Here is a 15,498-nt window from a genome sequence, read left to right on the forward strand (position 1 = left end):
TTATGTACACATTCCATTTTTTTGCTTCAGGTAAAACACCTGATGTTAGTAAAGTATTGCCTTATATTTTTTTGCTTTTATTCTGCTTTTTATCCAGCAAGAAGGTTTTCGCACAGTCCGATCCGGCAATTAACGGTATCGTGGTAATGGAAAATGGCAGCCCTGTAGAATTTGCTTCCGTAGCCCTGCAAGATGCAGAAGGTAAAGGCATAAAAGGAACCTTAACCGATTCTTTGGGCCGTTTTTCTTTCCCCGCCTTGCAACATGGCAAATACCGTGTTAAAATTTCGAATATGGGATATATTACCCATCATACCGATATTATCCAGGTTACTGCACAGCACAGAATAGTACTTTTGGGCAAATTAAAACTAATGGAAGATGCCCAGACCTTAGGTTCGGTTAATATTTCCGTTCAGAAAAAAGTGATTGAGCAAAGTATCGATAAAATGACTATTAATGTAGAAAACAGTATATTATCAGAAGGTAATACCGCATTAGAATTGTTACAGCGTGCACCGGGTGTTAAGGTTGATGACGAAGGCAAGATTTCGTTAAAAGGCAGAGCAGGTGTAAATGTAATGATCAATGGAAAACTCACTTACCTTTCGCCTGCAGAACTCAGCGTATTGTTAAAGGGAACAAATTCGGCATCAGTATATAAAATAGAAATCATGGCCAACCCCTCTGCCAAATACGACGCTGCGGGCAATGCGGGCATCATTAACATCGTGATGAAGAAAAACCAGATGAAGGGCATGAATGGCTCGGTTAGTGTTAATGGTGGTGCGGGCAGAAAAGCAAGGTATGGTTCGGGTTTTAGCCTTAACTATAAAAATGCAGGTTTTAATGTTTTCGGGAGTTACAATTATGCTTACCGTGGGGAAACCGAATACCTTGATTTTAGCAGGCGTTTTTATACCAATGGAATTGTTGCAGGCAATTATGACCGGATTTCCAATCAACATACCGAAACCAACGAACCTTTAAATACCAACAATTTCCGTGTGGGGATGGATGTGGATATAGATCAAAAAAACATCATCGGATTTTTGATCAACGGAAATATTGGCAAGTATTTACATGATAGTAAAACCAGCAATATCTTACAGAACCAAACTGGCGTGATTCAATCGGAAATGGCGACGACCAATTACGATCAGCAAAACTGGAGCAATACCACCTACAACCTTAACTACCTGCGCAAATTTAAAAAGGAAGCCCAAACGCTCAGTGCCGATGTAGATTTTGCAAGCAACAGCTTTACTTCAAAATTAAATTTAGATACTTATACCGCGCCAAATGCCTCAGCCGCAGTACAAACCAGCAACAGAAAAGGTTATGTTCCTGCCAAAACCAATGTATATGTGGCCAAGGTAGATTATACCGATCAATTGGGTAAAGTCATAAAAATAGATGGCGGTTTAAAAAGTTCTTTCATCACTTCTGATAACAACCTCGTTTATCAAAATTTAACGGAAGGCGCCTGGGTGTACGATCCTGCCAGCAGTAACTATTTCAAGTACGAAGAACAGATCCACGCGGCTTACCTGAACCTTAACCGTGAGTTTAAAGCCTTTACCATCCAATTGGGTTTAAGGGGAGAATATACCCACACTTTAGGTAATCAGGTAACAACAGGTTCCGTAATAAAAAGAGATTATTTTCAGTTGTTCCCTAATGTGGCGTTGAATAAAAGTGCTGGAGAAAACAACCAGTTTCAACTGGCTTATAGCCGCAGGATCCAACGGCCCGATTATGGCGATTTAAATCCTTTCAGGGTATTCAGAGATCCGCTTTTATATTATGAAGGAAATCCTTATTTAACACCAGAACTTACTCAGAACATTGTTTTAAGTCACATTTTTAAAGGTAAATACACCACCTCTTTAAACTATAGTCGTACTACTGATGTAATTACCTGGGTAACTGGCCAGATTGATAACCTGAACACTACTTACGAGCGGCCGCAAAACCTTAAAAGCCTGGTGAATTATGGCATCAGTTTTACCGGACAAACCAATTACTTCGGCTGGTGGACGGCAACCAATTTCGCCAATATTTATAATAATGTGTACCGTGGTGGCGAAGAATCGGGAACGTTTAAAAACAGCCAGGTTAGCTTTACCATTAACACTCAGAACTCATTTAAATTGGGTGGTGGTTATAGTGCTGAGTTAAATGCCTATTTCAATTCGAAATCGGTTTATGGCATCTCCACAGAAAAAGCATATCACGCTGTATCTGCAGCATTTCAAAAAAACCTGCTGAAAGATAAAGGCAGTATTAAACTGTTGGTAAACGACATTTTTCAATCGAGCCAGTACAAACAGTTTACCCGTTATCAGAACATCGATATGAACAGCCACGTAAATGTTGATGGCAGAAGAGTGATGTTATCATTTTCTTACCGCTTTGGTAATCCCTTCAATATAAAGGAGCGAAAAAATGGCAATGATGATATCCAGAACAGGATAAAGGGTGGTGGATAATCAAATATTTTCTTACATTAGTTAAAACTATATCCCTTAAGTTGAGTTGAAATAATAGAAACCAATGAAAAATAAGTATGGAAAAAAGGGAAACAAAAACACGTTTAATTAATGAAATTACCACCACCGGACTACAAACCGCTGCTCAAAAATTAGGGGCTTCTGCAACTAAAAAACAAATTAGAAAAAGCGTTTCTAAAAACCTCAGTTTAATTGATCAATTATTGCGTATTGCTTTAATTAAAAGCAAAGATCCTTCAAAACGGGCGCAAAGAAATATGGAATTTATTGGCCTTGGTGTTATTGCAGCACATTCCTTTTACAACGGATTGAAAAAGAAAAAGCGCCTATGGATTTTTGAAGGGGTATTTTTAACCGCAGCACTTGGAGGCGTGCTTTTGGCTACCCAGCTTAAAGCGGTGAAACAACAGATCAGATAATTAAAATCGCAATAGATCTTCATTTTGATCCGCTATCGGATCGAAATGAAGATTTTTTCTATGCGCATTTATTTAAACCAATACCGAACCACCATCAACATAAATTACCTGCCCGGTACCATATTGTTGCTTCATAGTATATAAAAATGTTTGCGCAATATCGCCCGCTTCGCCTACACGCTTTACAGGTAAGCTTTCGCCAACATTGGTATACAGGTTATTTCTGTCCGCTTCGCTCATACTGTTCCATAAATTGGTTTTAACCACACCCGGTGCTACCAGGTTTACCCTTACTGGTGCCAGTTCTACGGCCATTGCACGTGTAAAACCTTCCATTGCTGCACAGATACTAGCTGCTACAGCCCAGCCAGCTCCCGGCCTCGGACTAGCCGTTCCTCCTGTTAAATTAATAGAACCACCTGCTTTAATTTTCTTCGCTCCATATTTAACAGCAGCAAAAGCACCCCAATACCTTAAATTAAAAAACTGTCTGGCGGTTTCAATATCGGTTTCATCAATGGTATGCAAAGTCAGATTTTCGCCTGCGGTATACACCAGATGATCGAAAGGCGCTATCGAATTAAAAAAATCTTTAATGTTTTCCTCTTTACTCAGGTCAACCGTTAAACCGCTGCAATTTTCAGGTAATGATGCTATAGCCTCATCTATTCTACTTTGATTACCTGAAACGATTATTACTTTTGCGCCGTCATGCGCCGCAGCCAGGGCTGTTGCTAATCCTAAACCTGAGCTTCCACCCAATATGATCACTGTTTTGCCTTCCAGTGTAAATTCATTTGCTTTTATTTTCATGATGTTGTAATTTGATGCAAATTTTAGGATATCGGTGTCCAATCTACTTACCAATTGGTAAATTCGATTAGTGCTTATATTTTTGTGCCATTCAATTCCACGAATTACAATCCCAAATGTCTAATCCACTCACCTATTTCCTTAACCAATACCATCCATTTTCGGCCGCGGCAGAAAAATATATTGAAGCAGCTTTTATATCCAAAACCTTTAAAGAAGGAGAAGAACTCTCAGCTCCGGGCAGTATCAATAAAGAACTTTTTTTTATTGTAAATGGTATACTCAGAATTATGATCCGGAATGAAAAAGGAAATGAAGTAACCCATTATTTTTTAAAAGAAAATCAGTTTTGTACCATACTAAACAGTTTTCATAACCAGATACCGGCAGAAGAATGTATCCAGGCAGCCTGTAATTGCGAAGTATTATATGTCAATAGAAACGCACTCTTAAACCTTTACAAGCAGGTACCCTATCTCCATACGCTGATTGATCAGATTACACAACAAGCTTTGATCGATAAAATCAATATCCGAAATATCTATTTAGGACAGGATTCTGCCAATAGATACCGTTTATTTATGAACCGACAGGCTGATGTTGCACGACGGGTTTCCTTAACAGATACCGCATCATACCTGGGCATAACACCACAATCTTTGTCCCGGATCAGAAAACAGATTTAACAGATATTAACCCTGGATTTTTATTTATTTAGTAAATCATCAACAATACAAAACATTATCACGCTTTTGGTGTTAAATTTTATTGCTAATCACTTAATGGGTAAGGAATTTGTACTATGGGGAAAAAAATATGTTTATTGGAGGATGATGAGGGAATACGTGAGATTATCGAAATGATATTGACCGATGAACAATATGAAGTATATGGCTTCTCTAACGTAAAGGATTTTATGGCCTTTGAAGATAAAGGATCACAGGATTTATATTTACTTGATGTGAGGCTTCCTGATGGTAATGGTTTAGCCGTTTGCGACAACCTGAAAAACAATGAAGCCACTAAAAGCATACCGATTATGATGATGAGCGCTCATGCAGGACTAAATGAAATGCGACGGGACTGTAAGGCTGAAGATTTTATTGCCAAACCTTTTGATATTTTCGACTTGCTTAAAAAGGTCGATCGTCAGTTAAGTAAGGGCAATTAATAACAGATTTATAAATCATTGTTATGGCCTGTGTTTCCACAGACCATTAAAAATTTAATACTGAATTTACCTAAGCTTTCAGCTCCATAATAAAAATATAACCTTGGGCAGAGTTAAATTGCACATTAACCACATAATTTTTACCGTTATTCTTAAAAGCATATACGGAAAAAGGTTCATCATCTGATAAACCGATTGTACGGCGTTTACCGTTCCATAAGTTTTCTTTCAGTTTATTCCTTAAGGCCTCGTTAGCGGTTTCATTAGCCGGATAATTTCCTTTGTATAGTTGCTTCGCACCTATTTTGGTGATATAATCGTTAATATTTTTCTCGAATAAACTTCGGCTGAAATTTTGTCCATCTACATTTTCAAAAACCAGTACACCAAGTTTCCCTTCTGTAGTGTACACATCTTTACCGGTATAGTTCTCCAGTTTTTCATTTTCAAAAACTTCCGATAAGCCGTCTTTTTCGTCTAAAATTTTAAATTCTTTAGAAGGTTTAAAAAAAGGAAAGTTGCCTATTTCTTTTGTTTCAGGAATGCTTTCCCAATCAACAATTGTAGTGTTAACACTTTCGTTAGCTTTTGGTTGCTCAACAGTTGTGGTTAAAATGCTGTCTTTAGGATTTTCATCCGCTTTCTTTTCTTTGTTGTTACAAGAAACCAGGGCCACTCCAAGTACGAGGGCAATTGCTGTTTTTTTCATAGAGGCTTTTAGGGTTGATTACGTTTTAGGATGATTTTTTGTTTTCCGATCTCTGTTTGTTCAAAAATGATGCCCGGATTCTATACCGTCCATAATTGATTTTAGCATATTCTTATGACACTTTTTCATCAGAAAATTGTTCAGTTTGTATATCCCATAGCGCAATGGGTATTTGGTCTTCAACATGATTTAAAAAACAAAAAATGGATTTACAATTAAAGAATAAAACAGCTTTTATAAGTGGTTCTACCGCAGGTATTGGATTCGCAATTGCCGAGAGTTTATTAAAAGAAGGTGTAAATGTAATCATCAATGGCCGATCACAAGGCAGCATAGATGAGGCCGTAAAAAATTTAAAAAATATTGGAGGGAGTGGAACTGTTTCGGGTATCGCCGCCGATTTTTCTAATGCGGAAGAAGTAAGCAGGCTCATTGCTCAACTTCCTGAAATAGATATCCTGATTAATAATGCAGGTATTTTCGAACCCAAAGCTTTTGAAGAAATCAGTGATGAAGACTGGTTCAGGTTTTTTGAAGTAAATGTAATGAGCGGCATTCGTTTGTCGCGAGAGTTGTTCCCGAAAATGCTAAAGAAAAACTGGGGACGCATTATCTTCATTTCGAGCGAATCGGCTGTATTTATTCCTGATGAAATGATCCACTACGGTATGACTAAAACAGCACAATTGGCGGTAAGTCGTGGCCTGGCCGAACTAAGCAAAGGAACAGAAGTAACCGTTAACTCCATTTTGCCTGGCCCTACAAAATCAAAAGGTGTGGGTGCTTTTATTGAAGATTTAGCAAAAAAAGGGAATATTACCGTAGCAGAAGTAGAAACAGATTTCTTTAAAAATATGCGTCCTACCTCATTATTACAACGCTTTTTGGATGTAAGCGAAATTGCAAATGCAGTAACATTTTATTCAAGTCCTTTAGCCTCTGGAACAAATGGCGCAGCCATCAGGGTAGAAGGAGGATTGATAAGATCGATATTATAGCGGGATTGTATTGTCATTCTGAACGGAGTGAAGAATCTTTTAAAACGATCCGTCATTCCCGCGCAGGCGGGAGTCTTAATGCAATTTACAAGCCATACTAAAGCATTACGATTCCCAATCAAGTTGGGAATGACGATCTCGCGCAGCCTCCCATTTTACCAAAAAGATCTGTCTTTTATATTGATTTTATGAAATAATTATCCCTCAGGATGACAAACTATTAGAATAGCATGGTCGTCATTTCGACTGGAGCACAGCGAAATGGAGAAATCTTTTAACATAGTTTAAAGATTTCTCTACTGCGGTCGAAATGACGATCCGACTATACCTGTATCACAAATAATTGACCTATGGAAATGATAATTCCTTGTAGCCTCCAAAACACAAAAAAACTTTTATTTATATTGATTTTATACAATAAATTATCTCTAAGGATGATAATTGCTCGAATTATTTTCCGTGTTTTCAGTGCTTCCGTGGCTAAAAATAATCGCTATACCTTCGATTGCGCTCTTGTTGATTAATATCTAAGAAAAGTCGTCAATTGCGAGGAGGAACGACAGCTTGTCCCGATTTCTCAGGGAAGCAATCTTACAACTATCGCTATAACCCATAGTAGTAAGATTGCTTCGTCGGCTGAAAAAGCCTTCTCGCAATGACGATTTCTCCTTTAAGAAAGTATCACCAAATCAATATCTTTCATTGCCAGGTTTTTTAACAGTCCGTTAAAAACTGCGGTACGCAAGATTACCTGAAAAATATTGAGGTGTGGTTTGCCGATGCATATCGTGGTAACTTCTTTTTCAGTAGCGATATCGATAATGGTTTTGGTTATGGCGTTGCTTTTTATTTTGATCACTTCTGCACCCAATTCGGTAGCCAGTTTAAAATGATTGATCAGGTGGCGTTGTTTATCCAGTTTAATGCGCTCCATGCTTTCGCTATCGCTTTGCACATACAATACCATCCATGGCGAACGATAATAAGAAGCCAATCTGGCGGTTTTGCGGATTACCACACCTGCGGTTTCTGCATTCGACGAAATACAGGCCAAAAAACGTTCGGGCCTGAGTTTAATCGATTTGGGAATTTCGGTCTGGATTTTCCGCTCTACCTGGTGCACCACCTCTTTAAGGGCCAGCTCACGCAGCTGGAGGATTTTATCCGACTGAAAAAAATTACCCAGTGCCCTTTCGATCTTCGATTGATCGTAGATTTTCCCTTCCTTTAAACGGGTAACCAGTTCATCGGCAGTAAGATCGATGTTTACGATTTCATCGGCAAGCTCCAGTATTTTATCAGGGATGCGTTCGGTAACTGCTATGCCAGTAATCTGCTCGATTTCTTCGTTAATGCTTTCTAAATGCTGGATGTTTACGGCCGAAATTACGCTAATGCCAGCCTCGAGCAAATCGAAAACATCCTGCCAGCGTTTGCCGTTCTTACTGCCTTCGGCATTGGTATGCGCAAGTTCGTCTACAATTACAATTTCGGGATGGCGGTTCAAAATCCCGTTAAGATCCATTTCTTCTATTTCTTTACCACGATAGAAGATTTTGCGCCTTGCAACCATGGGTAAACCCGCAACAAGCGCTTCAGTTTCTGCCCTTTTATGAGTTTCTACATAACCAATGCAAACATCTACCCCATTACGCAGCAAAGCATGCGATTCCTGGAGCATCCGGTAAGTTTTACCCACACCCGCACTCATACCAATGTAGATTTTCAGTTTTCCGCGCCTGGATTTCTTTACCAGATCCAAAAAGTGCCTTACCGATTCTTCTTTTTGTTCTTCTTCCATGATATTTACCAGTTAACGCTCATGATACCGTTTTCGATCAGTATAGTAATTGCAATAATCACAACCAGCGTAAATAATACCACTATAAATCTAAAGGAAATCTTATGATAAAGCAGCTTAAAGTATTTTTCTGTGGCATAACTTCTTTTTTTTGCACCTATTTTATTCCTTTTTAAAGAATTCAATTTTCGCATCATTAATATTCCTAAGAACGCTAAGAACAGGCTGAATATGATTTCTATGTAGGGATGCATTGTTTTTTAAGAAATTGTTATAAAAGTTAATTTCATTTTAAAAATGGCCGTCATTCCCGCGCATGCGGGAATCTTAATGCATCATGCATTAGCATTAAGATTCCCAATCAACCCGATAGCTATCGGGTTGGGAATGACGAGCCGTTTACTTAAAACGATACCGCAATACTTGCTGTTAAACTTGCATTGGCATTAACCGCAGCGCCTTCCCTGGCAAATATTTTGTCTTTACTATCGTAGGCTTTTCCTTCCAACCTTACTACAGCATTGGCGATTGGCGAGTAATCAAGGTTTAAAGAGTAACCTTTGGTTTTAAAGCCTTGCGGTGTTCCGGTGGCAATAAAAATTCCGTTTTTATCTTCATAATATTCGAACCTACCCGCAAGTGCCCATTTTGGTGCAAATTTATATTGGGCAATGGCTACCGGAGAAATGACTTCGCTTTTATCGCTACTGCCTTTTTGCTTTTGCTGGGTTCCGTAATCAAAACCTAGGGTTACACCAAATTTATCGGTAAGCTGAAAAATCCCATAAACATTGTGGTAAAACCTGTTTACGCGTACAGAATCTGCACCTTCTGTTCCAAAATAATTGCTATAGTTTACGGTAATTTTATCTGTTGGTTTCCAGGTTAGCTGAAGCCCACCGGCAGGTTTATCGTTTCCATTCTGGCGGGTAATACGCTGCCATCCGTTTAAGTACAATGCAGTAGCCGTAAATTTGCCATCTTTGGTACCATAAGTAATTTTCGCACCCGATTCGTAATAAGGTGTATTTTCTGAAGAAATATTTCTGGTTAGTACCCAACAATCTTTCGAAACCGCACTTTCGAAACCGATGTGCGAAGAAAAAATTCCGGCATCAATCCAAAGATTTTCTGTTTTGGATAATTTCACACCAGCATTGGCCTCAAAGATATTTTTCAAAACCCCTGGCTCCGCGGCAAGATTGGCATTGGCATAAGTGCCGGCCATTACTGCTAAATTAGCCCTGATCATTCCGCTATCATAAGCTGCCTTGATAAAACCAAGGTTCAGGTTCACTTCGTTAGCACGATTGTGGGAATAAATAAAGCCAGGGCGGTTATGGTCAGCAGGTTTGTTAAAATCGTATCCGTAATAAGCTTCAAGGTAACCGCTTACTTTAATTTTTGGTTCTTCCTGTGCTTTAGCGAAGAATCCTGTTGTAAGTGTAGCGGCAAGTAATAGTAATTTTTTCATTTTATCTGATTGTTTTGTATTGGGCAAAGCCTAAAGCCCGGGCTCGTTTGTACCAGGCCTTAAAGCATTACCGTTGTTACTGTTTTGGGGAATTTTTTTGTTAATAAGCGGTCGTCATCTCGACTGAAGTGTAACGGAATGGAGAGATCTACTTTAATGAAATCTCATAGATCTCTCCACTACGGTCGAGATGACGACACTTCTTATAGCCACTAATTAAGTTCATCAAGGGCAAGGTTCAATTTCAGTACATTTACTGATGAAGGGCCAAATACACCCATAAAAGGTTTAAGCGTATTCATAGCAACCAGTTCTTTTACCTTTTTCACATCGATTTTACGGGCAGTTGCAACCCTCTGGATCTGAATAGCAGCACCTTGCTCAGAAATATTCGGGTCGAGCCCGCTTCCTGATGCAGTAACCATATCCGCAGGGATATCAGATTTTTTGATGCCCGGGTTGTATTTCAATAAAGTATCAATACGGGTTTGTACTTCTTTTAAATAATCAGGGTTTGATGGACCTTTATTAGAACCTGCAGAACCTGCTGCATTGTAGGCCACAGCTGATGGTCTTCCCCAGAAATATTGTGGTTTGGTAAACGACTGACCCAATAATGCATAACCTACTGTTTTACCGTTTTTGGTGATTTTTTCTCCTCCCCCATTTCCTTTAGACATTTTACCGATAAAGGCAACAGTAACAGGATATATTACGCATAACAGTACCAATAATACAAGTGTTAAGCGGATGGATTGAATGATGTACTTTTTCATTTTTTTATTTTTTTAAATTTTAATTGCTGTCATGCTGAGGAACGAAGCATTTCTAACTTATTAGGCATTGCCAGATTTTAGATACTTCCTTATCGCTTACAGATTCTTCGCTGCGCTCAGAATGACATTTTTCTTTACACAAATAATCCGACCAATAAATCGATTATTTTAATCCCTATAAATGGAGCTACCACACCGCCGATACCGTATATAAACAGGTTACGGCGTAATAAAGCAGTTGCACCAATAGGTTTGTAGGCTACACCTTTTAAAGCCAATGGGATCAGGATCGGGATAATGATCGCGTTGAAAATCACCGCCGACATAATTGCTGATTCTGGTGAGTGCAGGCCCATAATATTCAGGCTTTGCAGCGCAGGAATTGATGCGATAAACAAGGCAGGAACGATTGCAAAATATTTGGCCACATCATTCGCGATGGAAAAAGTGGTTAATGTACCGCGGGTAATCAACAATTGTTTACCGATTTCTACAATCTCGATCAGTTTGGTTGGGTCGTTATCCAAATCCACCATATTACCTGCTTCTTTTGCTGCCTGTGTTCCACTATTCATGGCTACACCAACATCGGCCTGTGCTAAGGCAGGGGCATCATTAGTCCCGTCGCCCATCATGGCTACCAGCTTACCAAGTGCTTGCTCATCTTTAATGTAGTTCATTTTATCCTCAGGTTTAGCCTCTGCAATAAAATCATCAACACCTGCTTTTTCTGCGATATATTTAGCTGTTAAAGGGTTATCACCGGTAACCATTACTGTTTTTACACCCATTTTACGTAGACGTTCGAAACGTTCGCTAATACCTGGTTTAATGATATCCTGCAATTCGATCACGCCAAGGGCTTTTTCGTTTTCGGATACTACTAAAGGGGTACCGCCATTAGTGGCGATGTTTTTTACATGATTTTCGATATCAGAAGGAAAATTATTTCCGGCTTTTTGTACAATATTCCTGATCGAATCGAAAGCCCCTTTTCTGATTCTTCTTCCATCGGCAGTATCCAATCCACTTGAACGGGTTTCGGCCGTAAACTTGATAAATGTTGACCCCTTTGGCGTTCCGGCAGATTTGAAACCTTGTTCTGCAGCCAGTTCGATGATCGATTTTCCTTCAGGGGTTTCATCAGCCAATGAGCTTAACACACAGGCATCGGTAAAAGCTTTAATATTTACACCAGCTGTTGGATAAAAATTGGTGGCTTTACGGTTACCAATGGTGATGGTTCCGGTTTTATCTAAAAGCAACACATCAATATCTCCGGCAGTTTCTACTGCTTTACCCGATTTGGTAATTACGTTGGCTCTTAATGCCCTGTCCATCCCTGCGATACCGATGGCTGATAAAAGTCCGCCGATGGTGGTAGGGATTAAACATACAAACAGGGAGATTAATGCCGCAATAGTGATCGGTGTATTGGCGTAATCGGCAAAAGGTTTCAAGGTTACGCATACAATGATAAATACCAGGGTAAAACTGGCCAATAAAATGGTTAAGGCAATTTCGTTTGGTGTTTTCTGACGTGATGCACCTTCAACCAGGGCAATCATTTTATCCAAAAAGCTTTCGCCGGGAGCAGTGCTCACCTGAACTTTAATCTCATCAGATAAAACTTTTGTACCGCCTGTTACCGAAGATTTATCACCACCCGATTCACGGATTACCGGAGCAGATTCTCCTGTTATGGCTGATTCGTCAATAGTTGCAATCCCTTCGATAATTTCTCCATCGGTTGGGATGGTATCGCCTGTTTCACAAACGAACACATCGCCTTTTTTTAATTGGTTGGATGAGCGGATTTCAATGGTTCCGTTTGCTAAAAGTACTTTAGCTGGTGTTTCTTCCCTTGTTTTACGTAAACTATCGGCCTGTGCTTTACCTCTTGCCTCTGCAATGGCTTCGGCAAAATTTGCAAACAATACCGTAAGCAACAGTACCAAAAAGATAAAGAAATTATATAATGGTGATCCCTGTCCGCTATGGCTGAAAGAATATATCGTAACGTAAGCCATTACCAGCGTTCCGATCTCTACGGTAAACATTACCGGGTTGCGGACCATCGCCCTTGGATCTAGCTTAATGAAAGATTGTTTTAGTGCGGTCTGCACCAAGGCAGGTTCGAACAATTTATTATTGGGTTTCATTTTTTTATTTGTTATGTGATTTCACAGATTTAATTGATTTCACAGATTATGTTGTGGTTTGTCATCCTGAGCTTGTCGAAGGAACTTTGATAACTTCATTTCGACAAGCTCAATGTGACAATTCTCGTTTATTTAAGCATGGTGAAGTATTCTGCCAATGGACCTAGTGCCAATGCAGGGAAATAAGATAATGCGTTCAGTACAATGATCACGGCAAAAGTCATCAGGGCAAAGGTTTTAGTATCTGTTTTAAGTGTACCGGCCGATTCAGGAATGAATTTTTTGGCACCTAATAATCCAGCGATGGCAACAGGACCGATAATCGGTAAGAAACGGCCGAGGAAAATCACAATACCGGTAGATAAATTCCAGAAGATATTGTTATCACCCAGTCCTTCAAATCCCGAACCGTTATTGGCATTGGATGAAGTCATTTCATAAAGCATCTCAGAGAATCCATGGAAACTTGGGTTATTGAGCCAGTTTTTAGGCTGAACGGCCCAGGCAGCATCTCCATGACTGGTAAATATATAACTTGCAATGGCTGTACCAGCAAGGATCAGAAAGGGACTTAACAATGTAATGATTGCGGCAATTTTAATTTCCCTTGCTTCTACTTTATGTCCAAGAAACTCGGGCGTTCTGCCCACCATCAATCCCGAAATAAATACGGCAACAATCAGGTAGATGAAATAGTTCAATATACCTACACCACAACCACCATAAAACGAGTTGATCATCATGCCCAATAACTGCCAGGTACCCGACATCGGCATGGTACTATCGTGCATACTGTTTACAGAACCCGTAGAAATAATAGTAGTTACCGTTGCCCAATAAGCAGAGGCAGCCGGACCGAAGCGGACTTCTTTTCCTTCCATTGCTCCCGTAGTCTGTGAAATACCCATTTTCGCTAAGGCAGGATTTCCTCCCAATTCTGAGTTAAGCATCGGGATGAGCAGCATAAACAAACCGATGGTCATTACCCCAAAAATGGTCCAGGCCAATTTTTTCCTTCGGATAAAATAACCGAAAGCAATTACCATGGCAATCGGGATAATTACCTGTGCAATCAGCTCAACCATATCAGTAAGGTAGCTTGGGTTTTCAAATGGATGTGCCGAATTGGCGCCAAAATAACCTCCGCCGTTTGTACCTAAGTGTTTAATGGCAATCATTTGTGCTGCCGGACCTCTCGAAACATTTACGGTATCACCCTGCAAAGAAATAAATTTGTCTTTCCCATCGTAACTTGCAGGCGTACCGTTAAAAGTTAATATCAGAGCCACTATAACGGATAAAGGCAACAATAAACGGGTAATCGCTTTAACAAAGAACTCCCAGAAATTGCCCAGTTGAGTGGTTGTTTTATCTCTAAAAGCTTTAAAAAACACCACTGCAGCAGCGATACCTGTAGCCGCACTAACAAACTGAAGAAACATCAGTACATATTGCTGAGTGAGGTAGCTAACGCCGCTCTCGCCCGAATAATGCTGAAGGTTACAGTTGGCAACAAAGCTGATAATGGTATTAAAGGCCAGATCGGGTGTCATCCCAGGGTTTCCATCCGGATTGAAAGGAAGTTTATCCTGAAAAATAAGAACGAAAAAACCATAGAACAACCATAATATATTAATGGTAAGCAGTGCTTTCATCTGCTGCTTCCAGTTCATTTGTTCTTTTACATTAATTCCGGAAAGCTTATATATGCCAGTTTCCAATGGCTTTAAAAAGTCTGTCCAGACTTTTTCTCCTGCAAAAACCTTGGCCAGGTATTTACCCAATGGTATTGCGATAACCAGGGTAAGCAGGAAGGTGGCGATAATGCCTGTTAATTCAGTGTTCATTTTTTGATTTGTTAATTGCTCTCCACTTAGGAGAAAAGATTAAAATTTTTCGGGTTTGATCAGCACGTAGATCATATAGATAAATACGGCGATGGCGATAATGAATAATGCGATCATAATGTTAGATTTTTTCGAACCAGTCGATTGATTTGTAAGTTGCCCAGCAGAGCAGGACGAGGATTAAAAAATGTAGTATTGTCATGATTCTAATGATTTTGAATGCCATTAGCCAACTCTTGTACCATAAAAGAAAAAACACACTCAATAACCTCATTATCAATTATTTAAACTATATTTAATTTTTTTTATAAAAATCAGGCATAAAAAAACCCTTCCATTTTGGAAAGGTTTTTTTCATAGTGGGGAAAAATGGTATGTACTTATGTAGCTCCCCTCGTTCCGTCATTTCGAGCGGCCCCGATAGCTATCGGGTGCAATGTAGTCGAGAAATCTATCTCGAGATAGATCTCTCCATTCCGCTACGCTACAGTCGAGATGACGGCGCTTTTGGAGGGAGTTTCCGTGGCAAAAAATTAGCCTTAGCGAGACGCTAAGACTAGGTAACTGTCATTCTGAACGCAGTGAAGAATCTTGTTTTGCATGAACAATGGCTTAAATGAACCTACCGCTTTGAACGTAGCGTGATTTGGGTTCAGTTTTTCATCGGCTAGGGATCCTTCGACTACGCTCAGGATGACAAACTTATTCTGGTCTTAGCGTCTCGCTAAGACCTACCATTTAATTCCGTGTTTCTGAGTTTCCGTGGCAAAAAATTAGCCATAGCGAGACGCTAAGACTAGGTAAGACTAGTCAAT

The 15,498-nt window shown here is 39.6% G+C and carries 13 protein-coding genes; 5 read left to right on the plus strand and 8 right to left on the minus strand.

The features are described 5' to 3' along the window. Positions 1-2: 2 nt before the first annotated feature. Both U859_RS0129680 and U859_RS0129685 read left to right on the plus strand, forming a co-directional pair. The gene (locus U859_RS0129680; RefSeq protein WP_025146838.1) at positions 3-2,492 is read left to right on the plus strand and encodes an outer membrane beta-barrel protein; all 2,490 of its coding nucleotides are present in this window, start codon (positions 3-5) and stop codon (positions 2,490-2,492) included. 77 nt (positions 2,493-2,569) lie between these two features. Beyond that, the gene (locus tag U859_RS0129685) at positions 2,570-2,932 is read left to right on the plus strand and encodes a hypothetical protein (protein ID WP_025146839.1); all 363 of its coding nucleotides are present in this window, start codon (positions 2,570-2,572) and stop codon (positions 2,930-2,932) included. A gap of 72 nt (positions 2,933-3,004) precedes the next feature. On the opposite strand, the gene U859_RS0129690 is transcribed toward U859_RS0129685, so the two are convergent. Next, positions 3,005-3,745, minus strand: a complete 741-nt coding sequence (locus U859_RS0129690) for an SDR family oxidoreductase (RefSeq protein ID WP_025146840.1) — start codon at positions 3,743-3,745, stop codon at positions 3,005-3,007. Between the two features lie 116 nt (positions 3,746-3,861). Between U859_RS0129690 and U859_RS0129695 the strand changes: the two genes are divergently transcribed. Together U859_RS0129695 and U859_RS0129700 are read left to right on the plus strand one after the other, a co-directional pair. After that, on the plus strand, positions 3,862-4,431 hold the full coding sequence (locus U859_RS0129695; RefSeq protein ID WP_025146841.1) for a Crp/Fnr family transcriptional regulator: 570 nt from the start codon (positions 3,862-3,864) through the stop codon (positions 4,429-4,431). A gap of 116 nt (positions 4,432-4,547) precedes the next feature. After that, complete coding sequence (locus U859_RS0129700; RefSeq protein WP_025146842.1) at positions 4,548-4,916, plus strand: PleD family two-component system response regulator; 369 nt, start codon at positions 4,548-4,550, stop codon at positions 4,914-4,916. Positions 4,917-4,986: 70 nt separating this feature from the next. On the opposite strand, the gene U859_RS0129705 is transcribed toward U859_RS0129700, so the two are convergent. Beyond that, the gene (locus U859_RS0129705; RefSeq protein ID WP_025146843.1) at positions 4,987-5,625 is read right to left on the minus strand and encodes a hypothetical protein; all 639 of its coding nucleotides are present in this window, start codon (positions 5,623-5,625) and stop codon (positions 4,987-4,989) included. A gap of 203 nt (positions 5,626-5,828) precedes the next feature. Here U859_RS0129705 and U859_RS0129710 point away from each other — a divergent pair, with 203 nt between their 5' ends. Then, complete coding sequence (locus U859_RS0129710; RefSeq protein WP_025146844.1) at positions 5,829-6,623, plus strand: SDR family NAD(P)-dependent oxidoreductase; 795 nt, start codon at positions 5,829-5,831, stop codon at positions 6,621-6,623. Between the two features lie 670 nt (positions 6,624-7,293). Here the strand turns inward: U859_RS0129710 and U859_RS0129715 are convergent. The 6 genes from U859_RS0129715 to U859_RS31780 form a co-directional block, all read right to left on the minus strand. Then, positions 7,294-8,424, minus strand: coding sequence for a histidine kinase (locus U859_RS0129715; RefSeq protein WP_025146845.1), 1,131 nt, complete (start codon positions 8,422-8,424; stop codon positions 7,294-7,296). A gap of 403 nt (positions 8,425-8,827) precedes the next feature. Next, positions 8,828-9,898 carry a porin gene (locus tag U859_RS0129725; protein WP_025146847.1) on the minus strand — a complete coding sequence of 357 codons (1,071 nt, stop codon included), beginning with the start codon at positions 9,896-9,898 and terminating at the stop codon, positions 8,828-8,830. Positions 9,899-10,110: 212 nt separating this feature from the next. Next, positions 10,111-10,674: a K(+)-transporting ATPase subunit C gene (locus U859_RS0129730; protein ID WP_025146848.1), complete on the minus strand. Its 564-nt coding sequence runs from the start codon at positions 10,672-10,674 to the stop codon at positions 10,111-10,113. Between the two features lie 134 nt (positions 10,675-10,808). Then, a complete protein-coding gene (gene kdpB / locus U859_RS0129735) occupies positions 10,809-12,836 on the minus strand; it encodes a potassium-transporting ATPase subunit KdpB (protein WP_025146849.1) in 2,028 nt (675 codons plus the stop codon). A 128-nt stretch (positions 12,837-12,964) separates the two neighbouring features. Then, positions 12,965-14,683: a potassium-transporting ATPase subunit KdpA gene (gene kdpA, locus U859_RS0129740; RefSeq protein WP_025146850.1), complete on the minus strand. Its 1,719-nt coding sequence runs from the start codon at positions 14,681-14,683 to the stop codon at positions 12,965-12,967. Between the two features lie 39 nt (positions 14,684-14,722). Then, complete coding sequence (locus tag U859_RS31780; protein WP_082035969.1) at positions 14,723-14,800, minus strand: potassium-transporting ATPase subunit F; 78 nt, start codon at positions 14,798-14,800, stop codon at positions 14,723-14,725. Between the last annotated feature and the right edge of the window lie 698 nt (positions 14,801-15,498).

This window comes from Pedobacter jeongneungensis (assembly GCF_000633455.1).
Lineage (GTDB): Bacteria > Bacteroidota > Bacteroidia > Sphingobacteriales > Sphingobacteriaceae > Pedobacter > Pedobacter jeongneungensis_A.

Bases quoted from the DNA above. Each gene is read 5' to 3' on its own strand.
- U859_RS0129680 (WP_025146838.1), top strand. From the start codon at position 3: ATGTACACATTCCATTTTTTTGCTTCAGGTAAAACACCTGATGTTAGT.
- U859_RS0129685 (WP_025146839.1), top strand. From the start codon at position 2,570: ATGGAAAAAAGGGAAACAAAAACACGTTTAATTAATGAAATTACCACC.
- U859_RS0129690 (WP_025146840.1), bottom strand. From the start codon at position 3,745: ATGAAAATAAAAGCAAATGAATTTACACTGGAAGGCAAAACAGTGATC.
- U859_RS0129695 (WP_025146841.1), top strand. From the start codon at position 3,862: ATGTCTAATCCACTCACCTATTTCCTTAACCAATACCATCCATTTTCG.
- U859_RS0129700 (WP_025146842.1), top strand. From the start codon at position 4,548: ATGGGGAAAAAAATATGTTTATTGGAGGATGATGAGGGAATACGTGAG.
- U859_RS0129705 (WP_025146843.1), bottom strand. From the start codon at position 5,625: ATGAAAAAAACAGCAATTGCCCTCGTACTTGGAGTGGCCCTGGTTTCT.
- U859_RS0129710 (WP_025146844.1), top strand. From the start codon at position 5,829: ATGGATTTACAATTAAAGAATAAAACAGCTTTTATAAGTGGTTCTACC.
- U859_RS0129715 (WP_025146845.1), bottom strand. From the start codon at position 8,424: ATGGAAGAAGAACAAAAAGAAGAATCGGTAAGGCACTTTTTGGATCTG.
- U859_RS0129725 (WP_025146847.1), bottom strand. From the start codon at position 9,898: ATGAAAAAATTACTATTACTTGCCGCTACACTTACAACAGGATTCTTC.
- U859_RS0129730 (WP_025146848.1), bottom strand. From the start codon at position 10,674: ATGAAAAAGTACATCATTCAATCCATCCGCTTAACACTTGTATTATTG.
- kdpB (WP_025146849.1), bottom strand. From the start codon at position 12,836: ATGAAACCCAATAATAAATTGTTCGAACCTGCCTTGGTGCAGACCGCA.
- kdpA (WP_025146850.1), bottom strand. From the start codon at position 14,683: ATGAACACTGAATTAACAGGCATTATCGCCACCTTCCTGCTTACCCTG.
- U859_RS31780 (WP_082035969.1), bottom strand. From the start codon at position 14,800: ATGATCGCATTATTCATTATCGCCATCGCCGTATTTATCTATATGATC.